The 24,777-nt window shown below is 56.1% G+C and carries 19 protein-coding genes and 5 tRNA genes; 10 read left to right on the forward strand and 14 right to left on the reverse strand.

Going from position 1 to position 24,777, the window contains the following annotated elements; translation table 11 throughout:
- Positions 1-9: 9 nt before the first annotated feature.
- The gene (locus NFG57_RS13015) at positions 10-1,824 is read right to left on the reverse strand and encodes a nickel-dependent hydrogenase large subunit (RefSeq protein ID WP_348814488.1); all 1,815 of its coding nucleotides are present in this window, start codon (positions 1,822-1,824) and stop codon (positions 10-12) included.
- On the reverse strand, positions 1,824-2,918 hold the full coding sequence (locus NFG57_RS13020; protein ID WP_348814489.1) for a hydrogenase small subunit: 1,095 nt from the start codon (positions 2,916-2,918) through the stop codon (positions 1,824-1,826). The genes NFG57_RS13015 and NFG57_RS13020 overlap by 1 nt, the downstream gene beginning before the upstream one ends.
- A 395-nt stretch (positions 2,919-3,313) precedes the next feature.
- On the opposite strand from NFG57_RS13020, the gene NFG57_RS13025 reads away from it, so the two are divergent.
- Positions 3,314-3,390, forward strand: a tRNA-Met gene (locus NFG57_RS13025).
- Positions 3,391-3,549: 159 nt separating this feature from the next.
- Here NFG57_RS13025 and NFG57_RS13030 read toward each other — a convergent pair.
- Positions 3,550-4,881: a M18 family aminopeptidase gene (locus NFG57_RS13030; protein ID WP_348814490.1), complete on the reverse strand. Its 1,332-nt coding sequence runs from the start codon at positions 4,879-4,881 to the stop codon at positions 3,550-3,552.
- A 173-nt stretch (positions 4,882-5,054) separates the two neighbouring features.
- On the opposite strand from NFG57_RS13030, the gene NFG57_RS13035 reads away from it, so the two are divergent.
- Both NFG57_RS13035 and NFG57_RS13040 read left to right on the forward strand, forming a co-directional pair.
- Positions 5,055-7,130 (forward strand): carboxy terminal-processing peptidase, encoded by a 2,076-nt coding sequence (locus tag NFG57_RS13035; RefSeq protein ID WP_348814491.1) that lies wholly within the window; start codon positions 5,055-5,057, stop codon positions 7,128-7,130.
- Positions 7,131-7,617: 487 nt separating this feature from the next.
- Entirely contained in the window at positions 7,618-7,863 is a 246-nt protein-coding gene (locus NFG57_RS13040) for a type II toxin-antitoxin system CcdA family antitoxin (RefSeq protein ID WP_348814492.1), read from the forward strand.
- 407 nt (positions 7,864-8,270) lie between these two features.
- Here the strand turns inward: NFG57_RS13040 and NFG57_RS13045 are convergent, their stop codons facing one another.
- The 6 genes from NFG57_RS13045 to NFG57_RS13070 all read right to left on the reverse strand — a co-directional run bounded on the left by NFG57_RS13045 (position 8,271) and on the right by NFG57_RS13070 (position 15,522).
- Entirely contained in the window at positions 8,271-10,244 is a 1,974-nt protein-coding gene (locus NFG57_RS13045) for a DUF2075 domain-containing protein (protein ID WP_348814493.1), read from the reverse strand.
- Positions 10,245-10,334: 90 nt separating this feature from the next.
- Complete coding sequence (locus NFG57_RS13050) at positions 10,335-11,543, reverse strand: matrixin family metalloprotease (protein ID WP_348814494.1); 1,209 nt, start codon at positions 11,541-11,543, stop codon at positions 10,335-10,337.
- A gap of 155 nt (positions 11,544-11,698) precedes the next feature.
- A complete protein-coding gene (locus NFG57_RS13055; RefSeq protein ID WP_348814495.1) occupies positions 11,699-12,172 on the reverse strand; it encodes a GNAT family N-acetyltransferase in 474 nt (157 codons plus the stop codon).
- A gap of 156 nt (positions 12,173-12,328) precedes the next feature.
- Complete coding sequence (locus NFG57_RS13060; RefSeq protein WP_348814496.1) at positions 12,329-14,266, reverse strand: AAA family ATPase; 1,938 nt, start codon at positions 14,264-14,266, stop codon at positions 12,329-12,331.
- 150 nt (positions 14,267-14,416) lie between these two features.
- Positions 14,417-15,193, reverse strand: a complete 777-nt coding sequence (locus tag NFG57_RS13065; protein WP_348814497.1) for a nucleotidyltransferase domain-containing protein — start codon at positions 15,191-15,193, stop codon at positions 14,417-14,419.
- Positions 15,194-15,279: 86 nt separating this feature from the next.
- The gene (locus tag NFG57_RS13070) at positions 15,280-15,522 is read right to left on the reverse strand and encodes a hypothetical protein (protein WP_348814498.1); all 243 of its coding nucleotides are present in this window, start codon (positions 15,520-15,522) and stop codon (positions 15,280-15,282) included.
- A 1,358-nt stretch (positions 15,523-16,880) separates the two neighbouring features.
- Between NFG57_RS13070 and NFG57_RS13075 the strand changes: the two genes are divergently transcribed.
- Positions 16,881-17,210: a damage-inducible protein J gene (locus tag NFG57_RS13075; protein WP_348814499.1), complete on the forward strand. Its 330-nt coding sequence runs from the start codon at positions 16,881-16,883 to the stop codon at positions 17,208-17,210.
- Positions 17,211-17,214: 4 nt separating this feature from the next.
- The gene (locus tag NFG57_RS13080) at positions 17,215-17,454 is read left to right on the forward strand and encodes a type II toxin-antitoxin system RelE/ParE family toxin (RefSeq protein ID WP_348816184.1); all 240 of its coding nucleotides are present in this window, start codon (positions 17,215-17,217) and stop codon (positions 17,452-17,454) included.
- 200 nt (positions 17,455-17,654) lie between these two features.
- Here NFG57_RS13080 and NFG57_RS13085 read toward each other — a convergent pair whose 3' ends face one another.
- Positions 17,655-18,365 (reverse strand): GntR family transcriptional regulator, encoded by a 711-nt coding sequence (locus NFG57_RS13085; protein ID WP_348814500.1) that lies wholly within the window; start codon positions 18,363-18,365, stop codon positions 17,655-17,657.
- Between the two features lie 287 nt (positions 18,366-18,652).
- Here NFG57_RS13085 and NFG57_RS13090 point away from each other — a divergent pair, with 287 nt between their 5' ends.
- From NFG57_RS13090 to NFG57_RS13110, 5 genes are all read left to right on the forward strand, one after another.
- A complete protein-coding gene (locus NFG57_RS13090) occupies positions 18,653-20,062 on the forward strand; it encodes a flagellar biosynthesis protein FlgA (RefSeq protein WP_348814501.1) in 1,410 nt (469 codons plus the stop codon).
- Positions 20,063-20,138: 76 nt separating this feature from the next.
- Positions 20,139-21,107, forward strand: a complete 969-nt coding sequence (locus NFG57_RS13095) for a tripartite tricarboxylate transporter substrate binding protein (RefSeq protein ID WP_045994607.1) — start codon at positions 20,139-20,141, stop codon at positions 21,105-21,107.
- Positions 21,108-21,199: 92 nt separating this feature from the next.
- The gene (locus tag NFG57_RS13100; protein ID WP_348814502.1) at positions 21,200-21,781 is read left to right on the forward strand and encodes a tripartite tricarboxylate transporter TctB family protein; all 582 of its coding nucleotides are present in this window, start codon (positions 21,200-21,202) and stop codon (positions 21,779-21,781) included.
- Between the two features lie 46 nt (positions 21,782-21,827).
- The gene (locus NFG57_RS13105) at positions 21,828-23,321 is read left to right on the forward strand and encodes a tripartite tricarboxylate transporter permease (protein WP_348814503.1); all 1,494 of its coding nucleotides are present in this window, start codon (positions 21,828-21,830) and stop codon (positions 23,319-23,321) included.
- A 194-nt stretch (positions 23,322-23,515) separates the two neighbouring features.
- A complete protein-coding gene (locus NFG57_RS13110; RefSeq protein WP_253552235.1) occupies positions 23,516-23,758 on the forward strand; it encodes a type II toxin-antitoxin system Phd/YefM family antitoxin in 243 nt (80 codons plus the stop codon).
- 201 nt (positions 23,759-23,959) lie between these two features.
- Here NFG57_RS13110 and NFG57_RS13115 read toward each other — a convergent pair.
- The 4 genes from NFG57_RS13115 to NFG57_RS13130 form a co-directional block, all read right to left on the reverse strand.
- Positions 23,960-24,035 (reverse strand) — tRNA-Asn (locus NFG57_RS13115).
- Between the two features lie 58 nt (positions 24,036-24,093).
- A tRNA-Asn gene (locus NFG57_RS13120) sits at positions 24,094-24,169 on the reverse strand.
- A 46-nt stretch (positions 24,170-24,215) separates the two neighbouring features.
- Positions 24,216-24,291: transfer RNA gene (locus NFG57_RS13125), tRNA-Asn, on the reverse strand.
- A 339-nt stretch (positions 24,292-24,630) separates the two neighbouring features.
- Positions 24,631-24,707 (reverse strand) — tRNA-Met (locus NFG57_RS13130).
- Between the last annotated feature and the right edge of the window lie 70 nt (positions 24,708-24,777).

Consider the following 24,777-nt stretch of genomic DNA (forward strand, 5'->3'; position numbering starts at 1 on the left):
CTCCCCCGGCTATCTGACGGTGACGTGAGACAGTTCTTCACCGTCTTCGCTCATCACGTGGGTGGAACAGGCCAGGCACGGATCGAAGGAATGCAGCGTGCGCAGGATCTCCACCGGCTCGTCCGGCCGCTCCATGGGCGTATTCAGCAGTGACGCCTCGAAGGCACCGATATTGCCCTCCGGGTCCCGCGGGCTGCCGTTCCAGGTGGTCGGCACGATGCACTGGTAGTTCTCGATCTTGCCGTCCTTGATGCGAATCCAGTGGCCGTTCATGCCCCGGGGTGCCGCAACCATGCCGACACCGCGCGCCTCCTGGGGCCAGGACGCCGGGTCCCACTTCTCGATATTGGCGGTAGCCAGGTCGCCGGCACGGATATTGGCGATCAGCTCATGCCAGTCATCGAGCATCATGGACGCGCAGTAGTGGGCTTCCAGGGCGCGGGCCAGGGTTCGGCCGATGGTGGTCGGCAGCGCCTGCTTCGGCGTCAGGCGGGTGCCGGCAAGCTGGTTGAGGGCGGCAAGCGACGAGTCAACCTGGTCGATCACGAAGTCATTGCCCTGGGCGTAGTTGAGGATGTAGCGCGACAGCGGCCCCACCTCCATGGCGTGGCCACGCCAGCGTGGCGACTTGATCCACGAGTACTTGGCGGCCTCGTCGATCTCCTCGATCCGGGTGCGCGTGCCGACGGTGCCCTGGCCCAGCTCGTAGTGGTGCTCGGTCTCGCCGTCCCAGGGGTGCAGGCCACGGGACTCGTCGGCGTAGCGGTACCAGGAGTGGGCCACGAACTCCTGGATCTGCTCCGGGTCGGTGGGGTCCACCTCGTGGATCTCGTTCCAGTTGCCGCCGAGGATGGCGCCGCCCTTGAGCTGGTCGGTGGACTTGTCGTAGTTGACCTTGGAGTAGTCGCCGTAGTCCATCACGTTGGTGGCGGACAGCCCCCCACCGTACAGCCAGTCCTTGTAGAAGCTGGCGATGGCGATGACATCGGGGATATAGACGTTTTTAGAGAAGGCGAAGGCTTCTTCGATGCGCGCGCGCACAAAATTCAGCCGCTCCATGTTGAGCGGCGCGCCCGCCGCCAGGTCGCCGTCGATGTTGATGGCACAGGGCACCCCGCCGACCATGTAGTTGGGGTGGGGATTCTTGCCGCCGAACACGGTGTGGATCTTGACGATCTCCTTTTGCATGTCCAGCGCTTCAAGATAGTGCGCCGTCGCCATCAGGTCCGCCTCTGGCGACAGCCGATAGGCGGGATTGTCCCAGTAGCCGTTCTTGAAAAGCCCGAGCTGGCCGGACTCGATAAAGGTCTTCAGGCGATTCTGGACGTCGCGAAAATAGCCCGGCGACGACAGCGGATGGTTGGGGCCGGTCAACTGCTGCAGTTGCGACGTCGCCCGCGGGTCGGCCCTCAGCGCATTGACCGGGTTGACCCAGTCCAGCGCGTGCAGGTGGTAGAAGTGCACCACGTGGTCGTGCCACTGCAGGACCTTGGCCATCATCTCGCGGATCAGGTGGGCGTTGCGCGGGATGCGGATGTCCAGTGCGTCCTCCACCGCGCGTACCGAGGCCAGCGCATGACAGCCCGTGCAGACGCCGCAGATACGCTCGACAAAGGCCCAGGCGTCGCGCGGATCACGGCCCTTGAGAATGACCTCGAGCCCGCGCCACATGGTGCCGGTGGACACCGCATTGCGGATGATGTTGTTGTCATCCACGTTGACCTCGCAGCGCATATGGCCCTCGATGCGGGTCACCGGGTCGACGACGATACGCCGCCCGCTTCTGTCCAGGTTGAACCCGTTAGGGGTGTTGATCTGGGTCATCAGGCTTGCTCCCTGTTGGCTGACGACTGGCGCTTGACCTGCGCCCGTTTCAAGGCGCTGACGGCGGCGTGGACCGCCACCGCACCGCCCACCCCGGTGGCAACAACGCCGCCGATCTGGTCAGCGTTGGCCTCGATGCCGAACTGGTGCACGTCCTGCAGCCGGGCGTACCAGGACCCCTTGTCCCAGAAGCCGTCTTCGGAGCAGCCGATACAGCCGTGGCCGGCCTGGATCGGGAAGCTCACGCCCTCGTTCCAGCGGATGGTCGAACAGGCGTTGTAGGTGGTCGGACCCTTGCAGCCCACCTTGTACAGGCAGTAGCCGCGACGGGCGCCCTCGTCATCGAAGGACTCGACGAACTGGCCGGCGTCGAAGTGCGGCCGCCGGTAGCACTTGTCGTGGATGCGCTGGGAATAGAACATCTTGGGTCGACCGGTACGGTCGAGCTCCGGCAGCCGGTCGAAGGTCAGCATATAGGTGATGACCCCGGTCATGACCTCGGCGATCGGCGGACAGCCCGGCACCTTGATGATCGGCTTGTCGGTGATGACCTTGTGCACAGGGGTCGCCCGGGTGGGGTTGGGGCGCGCGGCCTGGACACAGCCGTGGCTCGCGCAGGAGCCCCAGGAGATCACCGCCTTGGCGTGTTCTGCGGTCTCGCGCAGCTGGTCGACGAAGGGCCGCCCACCGACGATGCAGAACATGCCGTCCTCGTTGAGCGGGGGATTGCCCTCCACCGCCAGGATGTAGTTGCCCTTGTAGCGCTCTATGGTGTCGGCCAGGGCGGCCTCGGCCTGATGCCCCGCCGCCGCCATCAGGGTGTCATCGTAGTCCAGCGAGATCATCGACAGCACCACGTCCTTGACCAGCGGATGGGCCGAACGAATGAACGACTCCGAGCAGCAGGTGCACTCGAGCCCGTGGACCCAGATCACCGGCGTGCGCGGCTTGGTCTCCATGGCGTGGGCGATCTTGGCGGTGTAGGCAGGCCCCAGTCCCAGCGCCGCCGCGGTCAGTGAACAGAACTTCAGAAATGAGCGACGCGTGACGCCCTGTCGCCGCATCACGTCGTAGAAGGTTTCGATGGGCTCCATCGGCAACGACTCCCCTGTCGTGGTCCTGGATCTCGCCACCGGCGTGATCCCCTGATCTGGAGGCGGCCTGCCCTCGATACGGCCAAGGCCAGAAGCCGACTCGAGGCCTTTGCGCCAGGCCATCCAGATCGCCTGTTGTTGTTTCCCTTATATACGGGGCAAGGCCCGTGCCAGATTGCGGGGAGTACGTCTTTTCAAACACTTGGCGCGCTTGACCACCACATGGCGGTAGCGCCCTTTCCAGCGGCCTCCGTCACGCCGGCACAGAGCTCGCGCTACACGGCACACTGGTGGTAGCCGGCTTTCCAGCGCGCTGCGCTGTCGCCGCCGTGGCCTACACGGCGCCAAGTGCTTGACAATAAGCTGGCAATCCGTAGAATGCGGCGCCATCCAAAGGCTACGTAGCTCAGTTGGTTAGAGCACATCACTCATAATGATGGGGTCCCCTGTTCGAGTCAGGGCGTAGCCACCAGATACCGAAAGGCCCGTCGATCACCGATCGACGGGCCTTTTTGTTGTGCCTTCCAATGCGACGATTCTACACCGACGCAAACGACAGAGCGCCTGGCGGTTACCCGCCAGGCGCTCTGTCGTCGTTTCAGTCTTGCGGCAAGCGCTGCGAGCGCTGGACCTACACCAGTTCGGCCGAGTTGAAGAAGGCCGTCAGTGCGCGGGTCAGGTGTTCCACATCCTGGCTGCCAGCGGTCTCGCGGACCGAGTGCATCGCCCACTGGGGCACCCCCACGTCCAGGGTCGGCACCCCCAACTCCGTTGCGGTGATGGGGCCGATGGTGCTGCCGCAACCCATGTCCGCCCGGGTGATAAAAGTCTGCACCGGCACCTCAGCTTGCTCGCACAGATCACGGAACATCGCCGCCGTGGCACTGTTGGTGGCGTAGCGCTGGTTGGCGTTGGTCTTGATCACCGGGCCAGCGTTGAGGCTCGGGCCGTGCTGGGCGTCGTGCTTGTCCTTGAAGTTCGGATGAAGCGCGTGGGCGTTGTCGCAGGAGATCATCCGCGACGACTGGATCAGGCGAATATAGCCTTCCTCGGTGCCCTCGCCCACCTGGCCATTTACGCGCTTGAGCACGTCGGCGAGGAACGGACCCTGGGCGCCACAGGCGCTGGCGCTGCCCACCTCTTCGTGGTCATTGGCGACCAGCACCATGCCCTGTTCGCCGTCGGCGTCGAGCATCGCCTCCAGGCCAGTAAAGCAGGACAAAAGGTTGTCCAGGCGGGCGCTGGCGATCAATTCCTTGCCTACTCCCACCAGCGACGGCGGCTGCAGGTCATAAAAGCCCAGCTCGAAGTCCAGCACCTTGACGCCGGTCAGGCCGTGCTCCTGCTCCAGCCAGGCCAGCAGCAGGCGATCGAGGTCGTCGTCCTTGCCGCCCTGCAGCACCACCGGCGCCATCTGGGTCTGGGCATTCATCGCCTTGCCGTCGTTGGCTTCACGATCCAGGTGGATGGCCAGGCTCGGGATGATGGCGATGGCCTCGGCGACGTTGAGCAGCACGCCCTCGACCCGCCCATCGGCATGACGGACATGCAGACGCCCGGCCAGGCCCAGGTCCCGGTCGAACCAGGGCGCGAGCAGAGCCCCGCCGTAGACCTGCACGCCGAGCTGCAGCCAGCCCGCCGACGTCTGGCCGGCGTGGGTCTTCAGCCTGAGATTGGGGCTGTCGGTATGGGCGCCGACCATGCGCAGACTGGTCACCGGCTGGCCCTTCGGCAGGTTGACGGCGATAATCGAAGAATCGTTGCGGGTCACGTAGAAGCGGTCACCGGGAACCAAATCCCAGCTATCGGTCTCCAACAGGCGACGGTAGCCGGCGTCCTCGAGCCGCTGAGCCATGTTCGCGGTAGCGTGCCAAGGGCTGGGGGAACGGTGAAGAAACTCAAGCAGCCGACTGAGCCTTTTGGCGCATCCGGCATCATCCTTTGGCAAGCACTCCTGTGACATGGGCGTCCTCTGTTGCATGATAGTGTGGTTCAAGGATTGACCCTGAATGTCGCACAACGGCGAGGGTCAAGGATTGACATCAAGCTGCTACAATGCGAATCCGGTCCAAGGGACCCGCCGACCGAGTCGGTGTCAGACCGACGAGTGTACACGAATCCTGGAGTGCTTCATTGATGAGCCTGATTGAGTCTGCGGGTCGCGCCCTGGCGTTGTCCCTGCTGATCGCGGCCCCCACGGCGCTGGCTACTCCCACGCCCGGCGACGACCAGCGTCAGGCGGCCATGGAGGTGGCCGAATCACTACGCTACGGCCACTACGCGGACGTAAGCCTGGACGACCAATGGTCCAACCGCGCCTTCCAGCGCCTGCTGGATGTGCTGGACGGCCAGCGAGCCTACTTCGTGCAGTCCGACGTGGATGAGTTCGCCGATCTGCGTACCGGCATGGACGAGGCATTGCTGGATGGCTCTCTGGAGCGGGCCTACGACCTCTACGAGCGCTACCACGAACGTGCCGAAACGCGCCTTACGTGGATGCTCGACGAGATCGACCACCTCGACATGAACTTCGACGGTGAAGACCGCCTCGAACTCGACCGCGAAGATGCCTCCTGGGCCGCCTCCCAGGCAAGCCTTGACGACTTGTGGCGCAAGCGCCTGGCCAACGCCGCCCTGACGCTGTCGATCAGCGGCCAGGAGGACGACGAGGTCATCGACACCCTGCGCGAGCGCTACGAGACCCAGAAGCATCGCCTCGAGCAGACCAACGCCGAGGACGTGTTCGGGCTGATCATGGCCGCTGCCACCGGTACCGTGGACCCCCACACCGAATACCTGTCGCCGCGCCAGGGCGAGTCCTTCGACATCCAGATGCGTCTCTCGCTCGAGGGCATCGGTGCCCTGCTCCAGGCCGACGGCGAGTACGTCAAGGTCGCGAGCCTGGTGCCCGGAGGCCCGGCCGAGAAGGACGGCGCACTCAAGCCCGCCGACCGCATCATCGGCGTCGGCCAGGAAGGCGAAGACATCGTCAACGTGGTCGGCATGCGCTTGGACGACGTGGTCGAGCTGATTCGCGGAGCCAAGGGCTCCGAGGTACGCCTCGAGGTGGTGCCCGGCGAGGCGGTGGACATGACCCGCTCCACCGTGGTCGACATCACCCGTGACACCGTCAAGCTCGAGGATCAGGCGGCCAGCAGCGAGGTCATCGAGATCCAGCGCGAAGACGGCGTGCACAAGGTCGGCGTGATCGAGGTGCCCGCCTTCTACGTCGACTTCGACGCCTGGCAGGCCGGCGAGGAAAACTACCGCTCCACCACCCGTGACGTTGCCGCCGAGGTCGAGAAGCTCAAGGCCGAAGGCGTCGAGGGCATCGTGCTGGACCTGCGCAACAACGGCGGCGGCGCGCTGCAGGAAGCCAACTCGATGATCGGCCTGTTCATCGACCGTGGCCCCACCGTGCAGGTACGTGACGCCCGTGGCCGCATCAGCCTGTACGGCGACACCGACAGCGGCACCCTGTATGACGGCCCGCTGGTGGTGCTGGTCAACCGCCTGTCCGCCTCGGCCTCCGAGATCTTCGCCGGTGCCATCCAGGACTACGGTCGCGGCCTGATCGTCGGCTCCAACACCTTCGGCAAGGGCACGGTGCAGACCCTCAACGACCTGAGCTACGGCCAGATCAAGCTGACCCGCGCCAAGTTCTACCGCATCTCTGGCGAGAGCACCCAGAACCGCGGCGTGAAGCCGGACATCATGTACCCGAGCCTGCTCGACCCCGAGATCATCGGCGAGAGCGCGCTGGACAACGCCCTGCCCTGGGACACCGTGCGCGACGTCCAGTACCGCAGCTACGGCACCCCGCGCCAGTACCTGAAGGACCTGCGCGTCCGCCACCAGCAGCGTGCCGACGAGCACCCCAACTTCCACTACCTGGAACAGCGGGCAGAGCTAGCGAGCCGCCTGCGCGAGCAGCACACCAGCGTCAGCCTGAATCGCGAGCAGCGTCAGCGTGAAGCCGACGCCCAGGACGCCGAAATGCTGGCACTCGAAAACGAGCGCCGCGAAGCCCTCGGCCTCGACATCCTCGAGGAATGGGGCGACGCCCGCGAAAGCGGCGACGACACCGACCTCGCCGACGAAGAAACCGAAGAGGAACAGCCCGTCGACCGCGCCGAGGTCGAGGAGTCAGCGGAAATCCTGCTCGACTTCGCCGAACTCGGCCCGAGCTGGCAGTACGCGGTAAAAGGCTAAGCAGCGACAGAAACGAGTAGCCGCAAGCTAAACGAAAAAGCCGGGGCATCGAGCCCCGGCTTTTTTATGGACGTGATCTGAAACCAACCATCGCCAACTAGCGGCGAACAGCCCTTCTCACTCTTCTCTCCCTCCAAAGCCATACCGCGACCAGGAGTTCGAGCGTGGCGAAGGCCACAAAGGCCGCCCCATAGACCCAACGCACCTGACGCTGCTGCTCCTCGGTCGGAAACAGCTCCAGCGAGCCATGCAAGAACCCCGCACCGCTCAGCAGCATCAACACGAGCAACAGCACCGCAACACACCAGAGTAGGATTCTCACCTTCGTCCCGCCTTGTTCGTCAGAGCACAATCAAGAGAATGGGCAGATGCACTTACTGAGCGCAACTGAAGTGCCCCCTTCTCCAAGCCAACCTCACTACAGACGTTGCCAATGCCTATGCGGCTACGCATATTGATGGGGTTACCGAGAACAGGGGGAAGGAAGATGAGAAGGCGATCTGATCGGATAGCTCTTAAAAAAGCCACAAACCTCAGCACCAACAGTGATTTGAGTAAAGAGGCTAGGCGCCTGAACGTCAATCTCTCGGCTATGTCAGAGAAAGCACTGGAGAAAAAGCTCGCCGAGAGCAAAGCCGAACTATGGCAGAGGGAAAACAGCAACGCTATCAAAGCCTACAACCATGCTGTCGCTGAGTATGGGTGCTTCGCCGAAGAGTACAGGACGTTCTAATACAAAAATTTGACGTGCTCACAAACCCCAGCGTGCCGACCACCAGAATGTATCCCCGCCTTCTGGACATGCAGACCGCGCCCTCTCGGCGTTGCCCCCCGAATCGCCGTGCCACTTGGGCGCAATTTTTTCAGGAAGGAAAATAGGTGAGCCGCCCTTCGCCAACGGTGGCCTTCGTCAGCGAAGAGTTGTCGACTCTTGCCCCACAAATTGCCTCATTGCCTCATCGCCTGCCAGGATTCCCCCCCCATTGGCACTCTAGAACACATGCGAGATGAAATAGTCGCCGCACTCGACTTCGCAATAGTAGAGTTCTATTGATGGATATAGGTATCAAACTCCGCGCTCACCGGAAAATTTGGAGCGCAGCGTAAAATTTTTCTATGTGCAACCTATTTTTATGTGCACTATATGCATGGTACACCACACCTTAGAAAGTATTCAAATACCGGATCATAAAACTCAGGCTTCCGTGTTCTATCACTCTCATCACCTTCAGGCAAAAATACGACCATTCCCTGTCGCGCTCTTGTCAATAGAACACGATATGTATTTAATAAATATCGTTTTCTAATATCGTCGTTTACGTTTTGCCAGTTGGTGCCACGAAAATTCTTGAAATCCCAGCCATCATCAAGCTTTCGTAGATTGGCATCCCATGCAACGCATGTCCAATCAAGCTCAAGGCCTTGAATATCGAACTCAGTGGCAACGTCTTCCAAAAAGCCAGCTGAACGAACATCATTATTATCATTTAAGAACCACGTTTTAGGCTCAATCGAAGATTTTACATGTATGCCATAAGGCCTTAACCTGTAAGCACCTGAGGATGCAGTAATGCCGAGTGATTCTCTACCTCTTGCTTTCTGTTTTAACCATTTTTTCGCATGACTTATATTTCTCGTCACAACTATTGGATAGTCATCTTTTAACTGGAAATATATTTCTTTGGCATCCTCAAGATTTGTGTCTAGAAAAGCTTTTATGAATGCCGCTAGCTTTTCTGATCGATAAGATCTAAGAGATACTGCCAGGTGTAATTCTTCTTTAATCGTAAGTTGTTGCTGAGTGAATGAGGAATAAACATCCTCTCCATTTGTGTATTCATGATCAGTTAGCTTGTTTGAAACATAGACATCCCAATGAGGATAGTCTTTCTGAATTGCATAAAACCATTCAGTCAAACCCGCCTCTCCGGTATTAATTTCTTGCCCACCCCCAATTAAGCAAATAATTATTGTCCAGTCTTTATGTCGATCTAATACGCTGATAAGAAATTCTGGCTCAGACATTTCAAAATTTTTAATGCCCTTTTTTCGAGACATGAATGAACTTGTTTGCTCCAATGTCCACGCTCGTTGAGCTTCATCAAATACAACAACTCGTTCAATAGGGGGAAAATCGTTTTGAAGAGCATCATCTCTGAAATGATGGATATTCTGAATAAATGCCTTAGTTTTCGTTAATGCCTGATTTTTTGTTATTTGCTGCGCTGTTCCTTTTTTATCCGAAACTTCATCTCTAGCCAGTGCTTCTTGCAATACCTCAACAAGCGGCCCATTACCAGATAGAAAAACGGCATGCTCTCCTTCGTCGATATTATGCCTTTCGTTTGCTATGTTTAGACCTGCCAAAGTTTTACCCGCACCAGGCACACCAGTAATAAAACAGATAGATTTCCTGTTGTTTTCCTTTGACGAATCAATGATCTTTGCTATCGCATCAGATGTAGCGCCAAGATTAATTGCTCCGGAATCAGATCTAGATATCTCATTAACGCTATGCCCCTTGTATAAAGCTTGAGCTGCTTCGATTATGGTAGGGGTTGGTTTATAGATGGATTCAATCCAATCAAACGGGTTAAAATCTTCGACTTCTTTGATCTCATTAGAAAGCCATTCAATATGTGATACGAAATTATACTGGTTTGACTTTATTGGATGAAAAACACGATCAGAGTAGAATTCAACCACAGGCTCACAGCTAACCGCTTCAGTTGCAATAACCATGGGAACAATCGCTTTATTATGACTTTGTTCATGAAAGTTCTTCAAGTCAATTGCATAACCCAAACTCTGTTCAACAGCTGAATTTAGATATTCTCTCTCCCCAACTTTGAATTCGAGAGAAAATACGACACCTTTATATAGCAAAACAACATCTACACGCTTTCCCATTCTGGGAATGGCATATTCAAATGCCAAGTAACATCCAGCCAATCTCCCTAATGACTCTTTCAGAATCTGGATTTGTGATAACCATGAGTTTCTCTGCAAATCTTCAAGTGCAAATTGATGATGTCGCGTCAACTCTCCGAGAATTAAATCTTCTGAATCGTTTAAAAATTTTTCTAATGTGGCTGAGTAATATGCTCGACTCATCGTGTTCCTATTTCTCTATTGTACATAACGCTCCGGTTCAGCGGCGGCGCGACAGCGGCGTCCGCTGCAACCGGTTGTTAGATGCGCATTTCACTTTGGCTCAATTCTCACCAACATGCCTTCCACTCGCCGCGATTGCCCGCGTGTTCCGCAAAACTGCCCATTGGAGAACAATCGTGTATCACCACTTCCTTGAAGATGAGCCATGTAGAACACGTTGTAGTTCCCAGCAGCCGACCCGGTTAGTTCGATGGCGAACCCCTCCAATCGCCTTGATTGACCCCTTGTACCTATGAACTGGCCTTCAGGAACGAAGGCGACATCTCCAATTCCTTGCAAGTGCGCCATGTATCTGCAACTAAGGTTGGGAATGGCTGTAGCTATCTCTAACTGGAAGCCCTCAAGCCGCCGCGACTGCCCCCGCGTACCGGCAAACTCGTTATCCCTGCGCTTTGCGTCACCGATGCCTTGCAAATGAACCGTAACTCGCAGCGCCGGTCCCGGCCGTCCGTACAACGCCTGAACTCCAGCGATGTCATCCGCTGTTAGCGCGCGCCGCTCCCCCGAATATGTGGGAAACATGACTGAACCTGGAACACTGGAGTGAGCAAGACCAAGTAGGTGGCCGATCTCGTGTAATGCGACAGTTTCCAAGTCGCGGTTTGCCCCACCGTGATTCAGGGCCCACGTTTCATCTTCGTCGAAGTGGCAGTTTCCAGCATGCGCTCCACCGCAGTTTGGTGGGTAGAATGCATGCGCAAGCACGTTGCCTACCCCATCAAATGCTGAGCCGTCGCCATGGTTTCCGCGAAACCACCCAATGGGAAGTGTTGGATTATTGAGGGCACCCACTTCCACGAAGTCTATGGGAATCTGTTGCTGCCACGTAGCAAACGCTCTCCGAACTGCGTCGCGCTCACCATCGCCGGGAATATCCGCAGAAGCATTTACGAACGCATACGTTAGCGTTCGATGTTTTGCCTGATAGTCACATCCTCTGAGTACGTAGTTTGCCACAACGCTGAAGCTGCCCTTCGGTAGTTCGTCTGGAACTCCACACCGAGGCTGCTCTAATGCTTGCGCGGTTTGGTCGTCAAGTACACCGGAGACTGGAAGCCCCAATCTACGTTGGAATGTTTCGATCGCCTTCTTCGTTGCCTCATCGTAGGTGCCATCGACAGACGTCGATTCGGTGAGGTAGCCGAATTTTCGAAGATAGTCTTGTACACGGCTGACGTCTTCGTGTTTTCCGCCAATGGGAATATTGCGTGCAGAGATCGTGAACTGGGTCTTTGGCATAACGTTTCTCCTGTGGTTTGACTCGCCGGTCGGCCGATTGCGCAACTAACGCCTAGCTCACCTGCGAATATTTCGGAGAGCGTTTTTGTGTAAAATGGAGCTACGCGACTTACACAAAAACGAGCGTAGCAATATTTGTCAGGTAGAGATATTTGTTAGGCTAATGATCTTGACATATGTATAGCCGAACTTTTAAAGCCATGTTTTTCGTAAAACTCTATGGCTGTAGAATTAAACGAAAACACCTCTAAATTTAGGCGCTTAGCACCTCGCTCTTTAGCGATTTCACAAACTCTCTCGAATAACGCAGAGCCAATACCACGTTTTTGATGCTCATTTGAAACTACTATTGTAGCGATTCTACAACGCTTTAAAGAATTTAGAAAAGGCAGATTAGGTACTTCGGAAATCTCCGCAGCGACAAAACCAACAACTTTGAAATTTATCAGTGCGACTAAAACAAATCCACCATCTTTCTCATGCGATTCCTTCCAAAAGGACCAGTCCTCTCCCTCAGCTACAGGCTTACAAAAAACATCTGGTTCATTCTGATGGTGATCACTATTAATTTGGCGAGCCAGCATACAAATAGCTAACTTATCGGAATCTTCCAGATATCTAATTTCCATATATGTACCCACTACTTTGGAAAAGCCTAACGCCGCGTTAAGTAGTGAGCAACGCCACCACGAAACCTAACCATACCACCGTAAACACAAAACCCAACGATGGAATGAAAAATGCCATGCGTTGGGAGTCTGTCTTAAACGCTTTATTATGCATGTCTATGCAATTGCACTAAACGCCCTCTGGATTGGGCTAGGAATATCAGATACGTTCATATGGTTACCAATCTTTAGACCCCAATCAAAACTCTTGTTTGGCCAGTCAACAATGCGCTCAGGTTGACCAATAGCAACAAGCTTTTGACGAATGAGAGCTTGTAGCTTTGGAGCAAATTTTTGGTTTGCTGGCAGAGTCGTACCCTGTTGTGCTACGGGTATATTGTCAATGATCTGAGTAATTTCCTGTTCACTCACCTCAATATCTCCCTCGAAAACATCATTTACGATACGAGGCCAAATAGTAATAGGCAGTGAGTCTTCTAAATCCTGTTTACCCACAACAAATGTTTGAGCATCTTCTTGCTTGTTTGTATCAGCGTCAAATATGTAGATAGAAATATCATCACGCTTAGCAAAACCATTAATTAAGCTATCCAACAAATCATTTGCAATATCTTCATTGGTACAACCTTTTAAGTTTATCTGTTGAATGTTGTCCTCTCGAAGTGTTCTACCCGTAAACTTTTGATACAGCAAAGGAATTAATGCCTGTTCTGTATTCCCTTCAACAATCAGGAACTTATTGAAAAAAAGGAAATCACTATTCATGACGCCTAGACTATCAAAAATATCTCCAACAGCATTAATAGTACCTATCTGGGTGTAACTATTGTTAATCCTGAAAGTATTGATATCTTCTAGCTTAGAAGCATTCACAAAGATAGTACTATGAGTACTAACCATTATTTGGAAATGTTGCCCTGAGAGCAATCGAAGAGTATTAATGAACTCCCTTTGAGCTTTTGGATGTAAATGTGTCTCAGGCTCATCAAAGCACCAGACATACCTTTTATTTGTTTCACTACTTTGTTCTGCTTGAAGCTTTAACAAAGCAAACCAAATCTGTCGTTTTATACCTTCACCTTGGTTATCAATGTGAACGTCATCTTCAGAGCTACTTTTTCCAACAAATAAGTCTGTTAATTGATTTTTTAGCTCAAAACTAACATTTGCGCTGATACTCTGGATACTAGGTACTTCATTGTGAATACCCAAAGCTTCAAGACGGTCGTTAATTTTTGTCTGCGCTCTCGTTCTCAATCTATCAGATATTTTTTTTGCTCGATTAACCTCAACTTCAATTGAGTCAGATAAAATAGCATTGGCTGCTTTGGTTATACCTTCAAGAGACTCATTCCAGCTTAAGTAGGCGCACTCAGGATAAGCGGACTGCAAGTCCGCTTTCCATTTTTTTTGTTTCGCATCATCAGCAAACTTAACAAACTTGTAAGAGCAAGGGACAGTATGCAAGATTGACCTCATTTTCTCATAAATCGAATGAGGCCCTTCTCCGTTATCATTTACTAAGTTTTTCTGTTCTGGATTATGATTTCTCATAGCTGCATTTATTGGAGCTTGCCCCAAGCTATATAAAGAACTTAGTTCTTCATTATTCGGATGTTCATGAGCATAAAAAATATCTGACAAACCATTAGAAGCATTTATTACTCTAGCTTTATAAAAATATCTATGCTGGTCATCGCGTACCCTTGCTGACTCTATGACCCATCTCAAATGATTTGATAGATCTTCGGATTCTAGATCAAAGTCTTCTATTTGAAACTTACCAATAGAAACTATAAATTTTTGCGTTTCATCTTCTGTAGATTCAAATAACACCGGGAGGTCATTTTCCTCCAAGTAATGGTTGATCTCAGCTTTAGTCAAAGCTGTATGTGATAGGTCATTCTTTTCTGACTTATCATTAGGCACTGATACTGAAAATGAATGGTCTAAAAGCAAACGAGTAGAGTTCAGAGAAGTCGTCTTACCACAATCATTTTCACCGATGAGGATAGTTGGGGAGCTTAGCTTAACTTTTAGTACTGTTTTCTGAGCACTTTTATAATTTAGTGCAAACACTTCTGTAAGTAACATATATTTCTATTCCTGACCTAGTACTCTAAAACTGACTGATATGCATAACGCTGAGCACACTGGCAATAGGGCGTGCGGAGCATGCGTGATAAAATTGCATAGCAATTCACGCAAGATTCGTGCGTCCTATTGTCCACGTGCTGCGCCTGGTTAACTTATGGCCTCGTGAAACAAAGTATTGAGGATAGACATATCCTTTATACGCGAACCAGGATGGTTGTTATATTTTTCTAGACGTCTTAGCTCACTCTCAATGAAATGGTTAATCTCCAGAATAGGGGAAGCCAATTCTTTTTCTAAGCTTCGTTTCTTTTTTTCTAGAAGTTCGCCAATACAATTATCCAGGCGCTTGTTATCGGCTATAAGAGTACGTAACCTTTCAAATTCAATAGGTGCCGGCTCAAAATACTTTTCAAGCCACATGATTGAGAGCAAAGGGCGGAGCACATAGAAATACTTTTTCAGTAGAACCCTCTCTTCTCTCAGATAGCCTCTATAATTGGTCTTAGCCATACTCCGATAATGGTATATCCCTTTTTCAACTGAGTATATTTGTGCCATTAGGTTCCTAGCTTTTTCAGCAAAGCACCCGCGCTCAATATAGATAATAGGCGATTGTAACCACTCTACGAAAGACGGATTTGATTTCCAAAAAAGCCTAAGGGCCTTCCGAACATCCCATCCACTTATATCAATTTCATCGACGATCTCATACTCAATCACATCCCGTTTCTCTTCTAAATCGACAGAGACATACCAATCTTTGGGATGCGCATAGATAAACCTGACGTCATAGTCACTGTTAGGGGATTCAAAGCCCCATGCCCGGCTACCTGACTCCACAGCATAGAGAACCTTAACGCCGTACTCTGATTCGGCATTTTTGATTCTCTTCATAATCTCATCTTTAATACTTTGTTCGATCATAACTTCTTATCAGTTAACGCCCGCCAGCAGGCGTGCGGGGTTTTGCATCGCCTGCCTGGCATTGTTATGTGTATTTAGTATCCAATTTACTCGGACTTACCTATCAAGACATCGATACCCTCATCTCGTATCGTCGCCTTCAATTCTTCCAAAGCATCGGCATCGGTCGCGAAAAGCTCATTCCAGACAGTAGAAGTGCCTTCTTCATCCACTACCTCGAGAATCCACCCCTTCTTCTCTCCGCGATATATCTCGACCTGCACTGTCTTCCCGGAGTCGGTAAGCTCCTGGCACAGAGGACTCATCTCGATTTCTACGTCGTCGTCCATCTATCGTCCTTTAGAGAAGCTAGACACATAACGCCCGCCAGCAGGCGTGCGGTTTTTTGCATCGCCTGCCTGGCCTTGTTAGGTGTGAGTGTTCTGCTATTAACAATTAATGGCAATGAACCGTTCCGACACTATTATCCATATGGCAACACTGCCCGGGTGGAGAACTTTTCCGGCACCCACCCCCGTGGGCCAGAGCAGTGCCGCTAACCAAGGTAAGAACGATAGCAATAATAAGGACTTTCATATATCCCCCTGCTTCTGATTGGATTTATTCTCGGTACCTGAAACTACACACCTAACATTTTTATTCAACGGTATGCTCATTTTTCTTCCTCACGAACCGGTCTAGGTTGCAGCCTATATCTTTGAATTTTTCCATAACTCCCTCACTTTACGGCGGAGTAATCCGGGATAAAATACGCATACCCCTGTTCAAAGTGCGCATGCCCAAGATCGCTCTTCAGTGATTGCAAAGCCATTGATTAGCCGTAGATTTATAGAGCCTGTGCGCAATAAACATGCCCTCTTCTGCATCAATTCGAGTGCGCCTTTAAATCCTATGCCTGGTTTCATATACACAGATGAATACTTCACCCAGAGAAACTGCGAAGGCATGTCGCCACGAAAAAAGGGGCATTTTCCTTTCACCTTTGTACAACCGAACAGGCACGCTACCGCCACGACGGCCACACGACATGACCACCCAGCGCGACGAAGGCCGCTGTGCGATCACGAGTACGGAAGGAATTTAAGGCGGGTAACCGAAACGGCAGCACGCTGCCATACAGGCGGCAAGTAGCCTGCATTGAACGTCAGATTAGCGTTGGCTGGTCATCCCTTGGCCATAGTCGGCGTCCCTATCCCTGCGCGTGATCGTTGTTATCGTGCTCATAGCGGCACTGTTTATAGCTCGGCGTTGGCCATTAGCAGCAGAATAGACAAAAGATGTGAGGAATGGGAACGAAATTACGCGTTTTTTGGCTTAAGTCTTACAAACTGTTGAATTTCGGAAACTGCTTTTTGGAAGCACTTGCTCGAATAAAGTTCGGGGATAGAGATTTGAAGCTGTTACGACTGCCCTGCCCAGCGCGAGCAAGCAATCACTCGCATATGGCGGATGGGTGGTATAGCTTGTTCAGCTCGGCGCCAGGTAACCGCGATGCGTTTTCGATCCACCACCGAACCTTGCCGCAATTGACGGGAACGACTCCGCGCGCCTGTGAGGCAACGCTTCCAGGTATCGCTACCAGGAAGCGTATTCACGCCCAGCGCGGCAAGCGGGCCTAGGTTGCCATACTGAGCACCAAAACGAGCCAATATACGTGAACACGTCAGAATGAGCTGCGAGGCTTCAGATGGATACCCGTATACAGTTTCGCATCGATGAAGAGACCAAGCGCCTAGCCCAGCAGATGGCAGAGAGCCAGGGGCGTACGCTCAGTGGCGCCTGCAGGGAATTGGCAGAACAACTCGCCGAGCAACAACGCCAAGCAACGTCACACCACGACTGGTTGTCGCTTCAGGTCAAGCGAGCATTTGACAGGCTCGAAGCCGGTGCAGCGACCTTTGTCGATCATGAAACCGCAAAATCCCGGATGGCAGAACGAAAGTCACGGATCCGCGCCCGTGACCTTGCCCCGGTAATCGGCGATTCCATGGGAAGAAGAGGGTCTGACGGACCGTGAAGCCATTTTCGACTTCCTCTACCAGTTCAATCCTGTGGTCGCCGAACGGACTGATGGCCTGATCGAGGAAAGGGCAGAACTGCTGGTGCTGCAACCGCTACTCGGCGTAGAGCGCCAAGGTATACCTGGTCGCTTGCTAATCCTAACGGAAGTATCGCTTCTGATCTCCTATCAGTTGGCAGGCTTAGATATCCGGATTCTGCGCGTCCTTCACCAAAAGCAGCAATTCCCGCCCGCCGATTGACGGCTAATCACTCTCTGACCGCAAAGGCTCGAAGCGGACGTAGCTTCTTGGCTCGGCTGATGGACGGCGTCAGCCGGCCCCTCCCCTTCGCTCGATATCCGTTAAGCGTCATTACCTCACCTGCTCTGCATCCTGCCCATCAGTGTCTCGCTATTACGCCCTTGGCTGGCCGGCGTCGCCTGCCGCACCTGGCTCACCTACTAGCCGCTCTCGGTGTCGACATCGGCGAGAGACTGGTCCTTGGGTGCGGGGTTGGCGTACTTCATCCAGGTCTTGCCGAGGTGGTTGCGCAGTTCGTTGCCGACCTGCTTGCCGTCGCGGGCTTCCAGGGCGGCCATGATGGCTTCGTGCTCATCCATGGCCACGGACCACTTCTCGTTTTTGAGGTTGGAGAGATAGCGCACGCGGTAGAGCTGTCGGCTCAGGGTGGCGTGGATCTCGATCAGGGAGTTGTTGCCGGAGAGCGAGACGATGCGGTTGTGGATCGCCTGGTTCAGGCGAAAGTAGTTCTGTCGGTCGCGACGCAGGAAGGCGGCCTTCATCTCGAAGTGCAACGCCTTAAGCTCGGCGATGTCATCGTCGCTGGCATTGGCGCAGCAGAGCTCCGCGGCTGATTGCTCCAGTACACTCAGCACATAGGCCTTTTCCTGCACGTCCTGGGGGCTGACGTCGGCGACCACCGCACCCCGACGCGGGGAGATGACCACCAACCCTTCTGCTGCGAGGATCTTGAACGCCTCGCGCATGGGGGTGCGCGAGACGTCCAGTTCTTCGGCCAGCTTGCGCTCGGGGAGCCGCTGTCCGGGCTGGAAGTGATCCATCACGATATGTTCACGCAGGTAGTTGGCGACCTTCTCCACCAGTCCTTCGCGTGCGTCCACTGCCGCTTCGTCCATCGTTATTGCCGTCATGGTCCTCGATGCCTAAAGAATGGCATACCGTTTTTTGACGGGCAAACATTTACGCGGTTTGCCTCACTGTATTTATTCGTTGATATTCAACGATATAAAGCACATCTTTCGCTTTATGCGACCAAGGTCTATGCCCCAATCGTTTGACCATCAAAATGGTATACCACTACATTTCTCTGCATCTTGATCCCGCCCGATCCTTCCAGACCGAGGCCTTCAACCCGCTCAGGCAGCCCCCGGCAACGTGCTAGCGGTGGGCCAGGCCAGCACGGAGACGCTCTACGACCATGAATTACCTTCACCACTTTGATACCGCCACCACCGTCGAGGCATGCGTCGCTGGCGCTGGCGATTTCGGTCGCGGCATCCTCCGTCAGGCCCAGCAGATGCCCGGCATGAACGCGCGTATCGCGGTGGACATCAGCGCCGAGACGGCCGCCCAGGCGTTCGAGAAGGCCGGCATTCCGGCCTCGCAGATTGCGGTATGCCAAACACAGGACGAGGCAAGTGACGCCTGGCAGGCGGGCAAGTTTGTCGCCTGTGGCGATCTCGAAGTGGTCAAGCACCTGGATTTCGACATCCTGGTGGAAAGTACTGGTATACCAAACGCCGGTGCTACCCACGCGGCCAGTGCACTCAAGGCCGGCAAGCACGTCGGTATCGCCACCAAGGAAACCGAATCGGTGGTCGGTCCCTACCTGACCCGCCTCGGTAACCGCCACGGTCGCCTGTTCACTCCGCTGGACGGTGATCAACCGAGTCTGTTGATCGGCCTGGTGACCTGGGCCCAGACGCTGGGCTTCGAGATCATCGCCGCGGGCAAGAGCAGCGAATACGACTTTGTCTGGGACGAGGCGGATCAGGCGATCTGGTGCAACGGCACCCGCTTCGACGCCCCGAACATGGCCGACCTGTGGACGCTGCCCGAGGGCGACGAGCGTAGCGTGGTGCGCGCCCGTGGCGAGCACTTGAGCGCCATTCCGCAGATCTCCGCACCGGACCTGTGCGAGATGACCAATGTGGCCAACGCCACCGGCCTTACCCCTGACCACCCTGCCTTCCACGCCCTGGTGCTGCGTACCCATGAGGTGCCGACCCTGCTGGATCTGGAAGGCAACGGCGGCGTGCTCTCCGGCACGGGGCGTCTGGAGGTGTTCAACTGCCTGCGCCGCCCGGACGAGCTGAGCTTCGCCGGTGGCGTCTTCGTGGTGGTGCGCTGCGAGGACGCCCACGCCTGGGAGGTGCTGGACGGCAAGGGCCATATCCTGAGCCGCAGCAAGAAAAGCGCCATGGTCTACCTGCCGCGCCACCTGCTGGGCCTGGAAGCGCCGATCTCGCTGCTCGACGCCGTGCTCAAGGGCCTGCCCTCCGGCGGCGGCCAGGCCACCCGCCCGGCGGTGGATCTGGTCGCCCGCGCCACGGTGTCACTCAGTAAGGGGCAGGAGCTCGAGATGAAGGGCCACCATCGCCACATCGCCGGCCTTCAGCCCGAGGTGCACCCCGCCGCTGCGCTACTCGATGCCACCCCGGTGCCCTTCTATCTGCTGCCCGGCGCCACCCTCAAGCGCGATGTGGCTGCAGGAAAGTTGATCAGCGTGGCCGACGTGCAGCTGCCGGACTCCACCTTGCTCCACCTTCGCCGCGAGCAGGACGCGATGTTCTTCTCCACCGCCGAATCTTCCTCCGAACCGGCCTGACGTCATGTCGGGCCACCTGGCAACCACTGGGCATCTGCCCATGCTCAACCACAACAACCACCCCCAGGAGAACGCCATGATCACCAGAAACGCGATCATCACCGCCAGCGCCCTCGGCCTGTCGCTCGTCGTTGCGAGCCCCGCCGCGCTGTCCGCCGACGAGGCGGCCGACTTCCCCTCCAAGCCGCTGCAGTTCCTGGTCGCCGCCGGCGCCGGTGGCGGCACCGACAACTTCGCGCGCACCATCAAGCCGCTGCTTGAAGAGGCCATGGACACCCGCGTGACGGTGGTCAACCTGCCGTCCGCCTCCGGCGCCCTGGCCCACCAGCGTACCGCCAACGGCGACGCCGACGGCCACACCCTGGACTTCGCCTCCTCGACCCTGGTCACCTCGCTTGCCGCCGGCCAGAACCCCACCGGCCTCGACCAGCTCACCCCGGTGGCGCGCATGCAGTCCGACGTGATGACGCTGATCGTCGATCCGGACAAGTACGCCGACTTCGACGCCTTCATGGAGCACGCCAAGGCCAATCCGGGTCAGGTCATCATCGGCGGTACCCACGCGGCCAGCCCCGACCGCATGGCCTTCCTGTCGTTCCGTGACGCCACCGGCCTGGACATCAGCTTCATTCCCTACGACGAGGAAGGCAGCGTCGCCGCCAACGTCATGGGCGGCAACATCGATGGCCTGTTCGGCGAGATCAGCTCGGTGCTGAGCTACATGGAATCCGGCGAGATGATGCCGATCCTGGTGTTCGCCGAGGAGCGTCTGGAGAACTTCCCGGACATCCCCACCACCGTCGAGAACGGCTGGGACCTGACCGACGGCAACGAGCGTGGCATCTTCGTCCACGCCGACACCCCGGACGCCATCGTCGAGAAGCTCGAGTCCACGCTGAAGAGCGTCTACGACTCCGAGACCTACCAGGAGTACGAAGAGCGGGTGAACCTGCACTACCGCGAGGGCTGGCTGGGTAGCGACGACTACCGCGAGAAGCTCGAGCAGAACCTGGAACTCTACACGCGGCTTCTGGAAAACACCTGATCCCGTGGACTGGCGGGCCGGGTACTACCCGGCCCCTCACCTTGCGCTGACGGGACTGGCTCCCGCTGGCCCGCCGTGAACCGAGCCTCACCATGCATACCAAGTTCACCGTCTTTGCCGTCCTGCTGCTGGTACTGGCCGCCGTCACCCTGGTGCCGACGCTTGATTTCCCGAGCTCCGAGGACGTCTCGACCTTAATCGGCCCGCGCCTGTGGCCGCTGTCGCTGTTGCTCCTGCTGATCGTGCTGTCGGCGACCCTGCTGGTCACCACCCGCATGAGCCAGGCCAAAGAGCGTGCCAGCGACGCCGAGGCCAAGGCTTCGATGGAGAAAGCCCCGGCGACCGAACCCGGCCAACAGGCTGACGCCGGCCAGGACAGCGCCACCGACAGCGCTACCGACAACGTCACCGACAGCACCACCGAAGCCGCTGACGTTGCTCTTGCCCCTGGGTTTCTTGCCGCCAACCGCCACTGGTGGCTGATGGGCACCACCGTTGCCTACACCCTGCTGATGCCGGCCATCGGTTTTCTGCTGGCCACCGTGATCTTCACCCTGGCCTGCACCCTGCTGCTTGGCGCGCGCCACTGGGCGGCCCTCCTTGCCACCGTGGTCATCGCCGTTGCGCTGATCCAAGGCGTGTTCTCCACCCTGCTGGGCATCCCCTTGCCATGACACCCAGCCGGTACGATTTTCCACCAGTATTTCGCGGGAGCTGACGATGCTGGAGAGTTTTCTCAGTGGGCTAGGCGTGGTCTTCCAGCCCATGAACCTGTTGATCCTGACCTCGGCCGTGTTCATCGGCTTTATCGGTGGCGCGCTGCCGGGCATCAGCGGCGTGATCCTGGTGGTCATCCTGCTGCCGGTCACCTACGGCATGGAGCCTACCCAGGCGTTCATGCTGCTGACCGCCATCTACGGCTCCACCGTCTTCTCGGGGCTGATTACCGCCATCCTCTATCGCGCCCCGGGCACCCCGGAGGCGGTGATGACGGCCTTCGACGGCTACCCCATGACCCAGCAGGGCGAGGCCGGCAAGGCGCTGGGCATCGGTGTGCTGAGCTCCGCGGTGGGCGGGCTGGTCGGCACCATCGCACTGATCATCTTCACCCCGATGCTGGCCTCGGTGGCGTTGAAGTTCTCCTCCCCCGAGTACTTCGCACTCGCCATCCTCGGCCTGACCGTGGTGGCCTCCCTCGGTGGCCGGCTGATCCTCGGCTTGATCGGCGCCACCCTGGGCCTGTTGATCGCCACCATCGGCATCGACCCGCTCACCGGCACCAGCCGCTATACCTTTGACAACCTCAACCTGGCCGAGGGGGTCGGGCTGATTCCGGTGATCGTCGGACTGTTCGCGGTGTCCGAGGTGATGAAGCGCTCCCTGAGCCGTGACGCCGAACAGCCGCTGACCAAGGTCAAGATCAAGATCTTCGACGCCCCCATCCTCAAGAAGATCGGCGTCACCCTGTCGCGCTCATCCATCCTTGGCGTCATCATCGGCATCCTGCCGGGCATCGGCGCCAGCACCGCCGCCATGGTCAGCTACAGCGAGACCGTGCGCTGGTCCAAGCACCCGGAGAAGTTCGGCAAGGGCGCACCGGAAGGCATCGCTGCACCGGAGGCCGCCAACAACGCCGCCGCCATGGGCGCCCTGGTGCCGCTGTTCGCGCTCGGGATTCCGGGAAGCGGTACCACCGCGATCATCCTCGGCGCCTTTATCATGCATGGCCTGCAGCCGGGGCCGATGTTCATGCTGACCTCGAGCGACCTGATCTACGCGGTGTTCGCTGGGCTGTTCGTGGTGAACTTCATGATCCTGGCGTTCTCAAAGCCGTTCATCAAACTGTTCACCCGGCTGCTTAACGTGCCCTACTCGGCGCTGGGCCCGATCATCCTGATGTGCTGCATCGTCGGTACCTACTCGGTGCGCAACTCGATGTTCGATGTCTTGCTGATGCTTGGCTTCGGTGTGCTCGGCTTCCTGCTGGAGAAGATCAAGTTCCCGCTGGTCTCGATCATCCTTGGCCTGGTGCTCGGCCCCATCGCCGAGAGCGAGCTGCGTCGCTCGCTGGCCATGTCCCAGGGTGACCTCGGGATCTTCTTCTCGCGCCCGATCAGCGCAAGCCTGATCGCCATCGCCGTGCTGCTTCTGGGCACCACCATCGTCATTGCCCTGCGCAAGCGGGCGAGGAACCGGGCCGCTGCGATGAGCTGAGGTGATAAAGCCACACATTGGCTGACCACCAGTACCCATCCCACGCAGAAACAACATCGCCCTCGCTGCCGATCAGGCAACGAGGGCGATTTTTTTGCTGAATCATACGCGGGTGCCAACAACGCTATCTGAGTCGCGCGGCCTGATGGCCAGATGCCCATCCTGTCCTAAGCTTATCCAACAGGAGGTGGCCGATGACTACAGTAACCGTCGAGAATGCTCGCGCCGAGCTCGAAGCCTTGATCGACAAGGCATTGGAAAGCCACGAACCTATTATCATCACCGGTAGAAGAGGTGACGCCGTCTTGCTGGCGGAAGATGACTGGCGCGCCATCCTGGAAAGCCTCCACCTGGCTTCCCTACCTGCCATGGGCGAATCGATCAGGGAAGGGCTGGAAACCGATCTCGGCCAGTGCGAGCGAGAACTAAAATGGTGACTTGGCAGACAGGCTAGAGAGAACGCTTCGCCCCGAGTGCAAACTTTCTGCGACACCGCTTTTTACACTCAGGCATCGCAGGCCTCAGCAAGAATGCGGCAGAAAAACGCAAAGCATGAAGCAAATCCTGGGACGGAAATCCCGGATAATTTCAATAAAGAAAAGAGACGGCAGGAAAGGGAAAACACCAAAAATCAGCACTGGCTCCCCGAACAGGACTCGAACCTGTGACCCAATGATTAACAGTCATTTGCTCTACCAACTGAGCTATCGGGGAACAACGATGTGCAGTACTTCAAGCTTGGCGACAATGTCAGCAATGCTGCAAGGCAAGATGGCTCCCCGAACAGGACTCGAACCTGTGACCCAATGATTAACAGTCATTTGCTCTACCAACTGAGCTATCGGGGAATTACCTTGAATTGTCGGTGCGTAACGCGGGATCAACCGTTGCGGTTGGCTCCCCGAGCAGGACTCGAACCTGCGACCCAATGATTAACAGTCATTTGCTCTACCAACTGAGCTATCGGGGAATCGCCTCAAGCACGGGGCGTAGTATACGGATCGCTCCGAGATCGTCAAGCCCGGTTGCGCTTTTGTTGACCCAAGGACTGGCTTAACCCGCTGATCCGCCTCGTAACCTGGGTTCGGGCGGCTCTGGCTGCCGTGAGGATGCACTGCACGTTCTGAAGCCCTATCCTGAAGCCCTATCCTGAAGCCCTATCCTGAACGCTGGTCCCTCGCCCACCGGGCAGGTGCGGGCGGGTCACAAACGCTGAAAGGCAGTGCCGGACGATGGCTGACGGGAGGCAAAAAACCCGCCGCATACGAAAGCACCCGCTGACCGAGGTCAGCGGGTGCTTTCTAGATACTGGTGGCTACGCCCTGACTCGAACAGGGGACCCCATCATTATGAGTGATGTGCTCTAACCAACTGAGCTACGTAGCCTTTTGGGTCGTCATGCGGCAAAAGCGCCGTGTCGACGGGGGAGAATTATGCACACCGTTCATGAACTTGG

The organism is Halomonas sp. H10-59 (genome assembly GCF_040070555.1).
GTDB lineage: Bacteria > Pseudomonadota > Gammaproteobacteria > Pseudomonadales > Halomonadaceae > Halomonas > Halomonas litopenaei.

What these genes read in the sequence shown, in the direction of transcription:
- NFG57_RS13105 (WP_348814503.1), top strand. Translation starts at nt 21,828, where the DNA reads ATGCTGGAGAGTTTTCTCAGTGGGCTAGGCGTGGTCTTCCAGCCCATG.
- NFG57_RS13030 (WP_348814490.1), bottom strand. Translation starts at nt 4,881, where the DNA reads ATGTCACAGGAGTGCTTGCCAAAGGATGATGCCGGATGCGCCAAAAGG.
- NFG57_RS13040 (WP_348814492.1), top strand. Translation starts at nt 7,618, where the DNA reads ATGAGAAGGCGATCTGATCGGATAGCTCTTAAAAAAGCCACAAACCTC.
- NFG57_RS13045 (WP_348814493.1), bottom strand. Translation starts at nt 10,244, where the DNA reads ATGAGTCGAGCATATTACTCAGCCACATTAGAAAAATTTTTAAACGAT.
- NFG57_RS13110 (WP_253552235.1), top strand. Translation starts at nt 23,516, where the DNA reads ATGACTACAGTAACCGTCGAGAATGCTCGCGCCGAGCTCGAAGCCTTG.
- NFG57_RS13095 (WP_045994607.1), top strand. Translation starts at nt 20,139, where the DNA reads ATGATCACCAGAAACGCGATCATCACCGCCAGCGCCCTCGGCCTGTCG.
- NFG57_RS13050 (WP_348814494.1), bottom strand. Translation starts at nt 11,543, where the DNA reads ATGCCAAAGACCCAGTTCACGATCTCTGCACGCAATATTCCCATTGGC.
- NFG57_RS13065 (WP_348814497.1), bottom strand. Translation starts at nt 15,193, where the DNA reads ATGATCGAACAAAGTATTAAAGATGAGATTATGAAGAGAATCAAAAAT.
- NFG57_RS13060 (WP_348814496.1), bottom strand. Translation starts at nt 14,266, where the DNA reads ATGTTACTTACAGAAGTGTTTGCACTAAATTATAAAAGTGCTCAGAAA.
- NFG57_RS13100 (WP_348814502.1), top strand. Translation starts at nt 21,200, where the DNA reads ATGCATACCAAGTTCACCGTCTTTGCCGTCCTGCTGCTGGTACTGGCC.
- NFG57_RS13035 (WP_348814491.1), top strand. Translation starts at nt 5,055, where the DNA reads ATGAGCCTGATTGAGTCTGCGGGTCGCGCCCTGGCGTTGTCCCTGCTG.
- NFG57_RS13015 (WP_348814488.1), bottom strand. Translation starts at nt 1,824, where the DNA reads ATGACCCAGATCAACACCCCTAACGGGTTCAACCTGGACAGAAGCGGG.
- NFG57_RS13020 (WP_348814489.1), bottom strand. Translation starts at nt 2,918, where the DNA reads ATGGAGCCCATCGAAACCTTCTACGACGTGATGCGGCGACAGGGCGTC.
- NFG57_RS13085 (WP_348814500.1), bottom strand. Translation starts at nt 18,365, where the DNA reads ATGACGGCAATAACGATGGACGAAGCGGCAGTGGACGCACGCGAAGGA.
- NFG57_RS13075 (WP_348814499.1), top strand. Translation starts at nt 16,881, where the DNA reads ATGGATACCCGTATACAGTTTCGCATCGATGAAGAGACCAAGCGCCTA.
- NFG57_RS13090 (WP_348814501.1), top strand. Translation starts at nt 18,653, where the DNA reads ATGAATTACCTTCACCACTTTGATACCGCCACCACCGTCGAGGCATGC.
- NFG57_RS13055 (WP_348814495.1), bottom strand. Translation starts at nt 12,172, where the DNA reads ATGGAAATTAGATATCTGGAAGATTCCGATAAGTTAGCTATTTGTATG.
- NFG57_RS13070 (WP_348814498.1), bottom strand. Translation starts at nt 15,522, where the DNA reads ATGGACGACGACGTAGAAATCGAGATGAGTCCTCTGTGCCAGGAGCTT.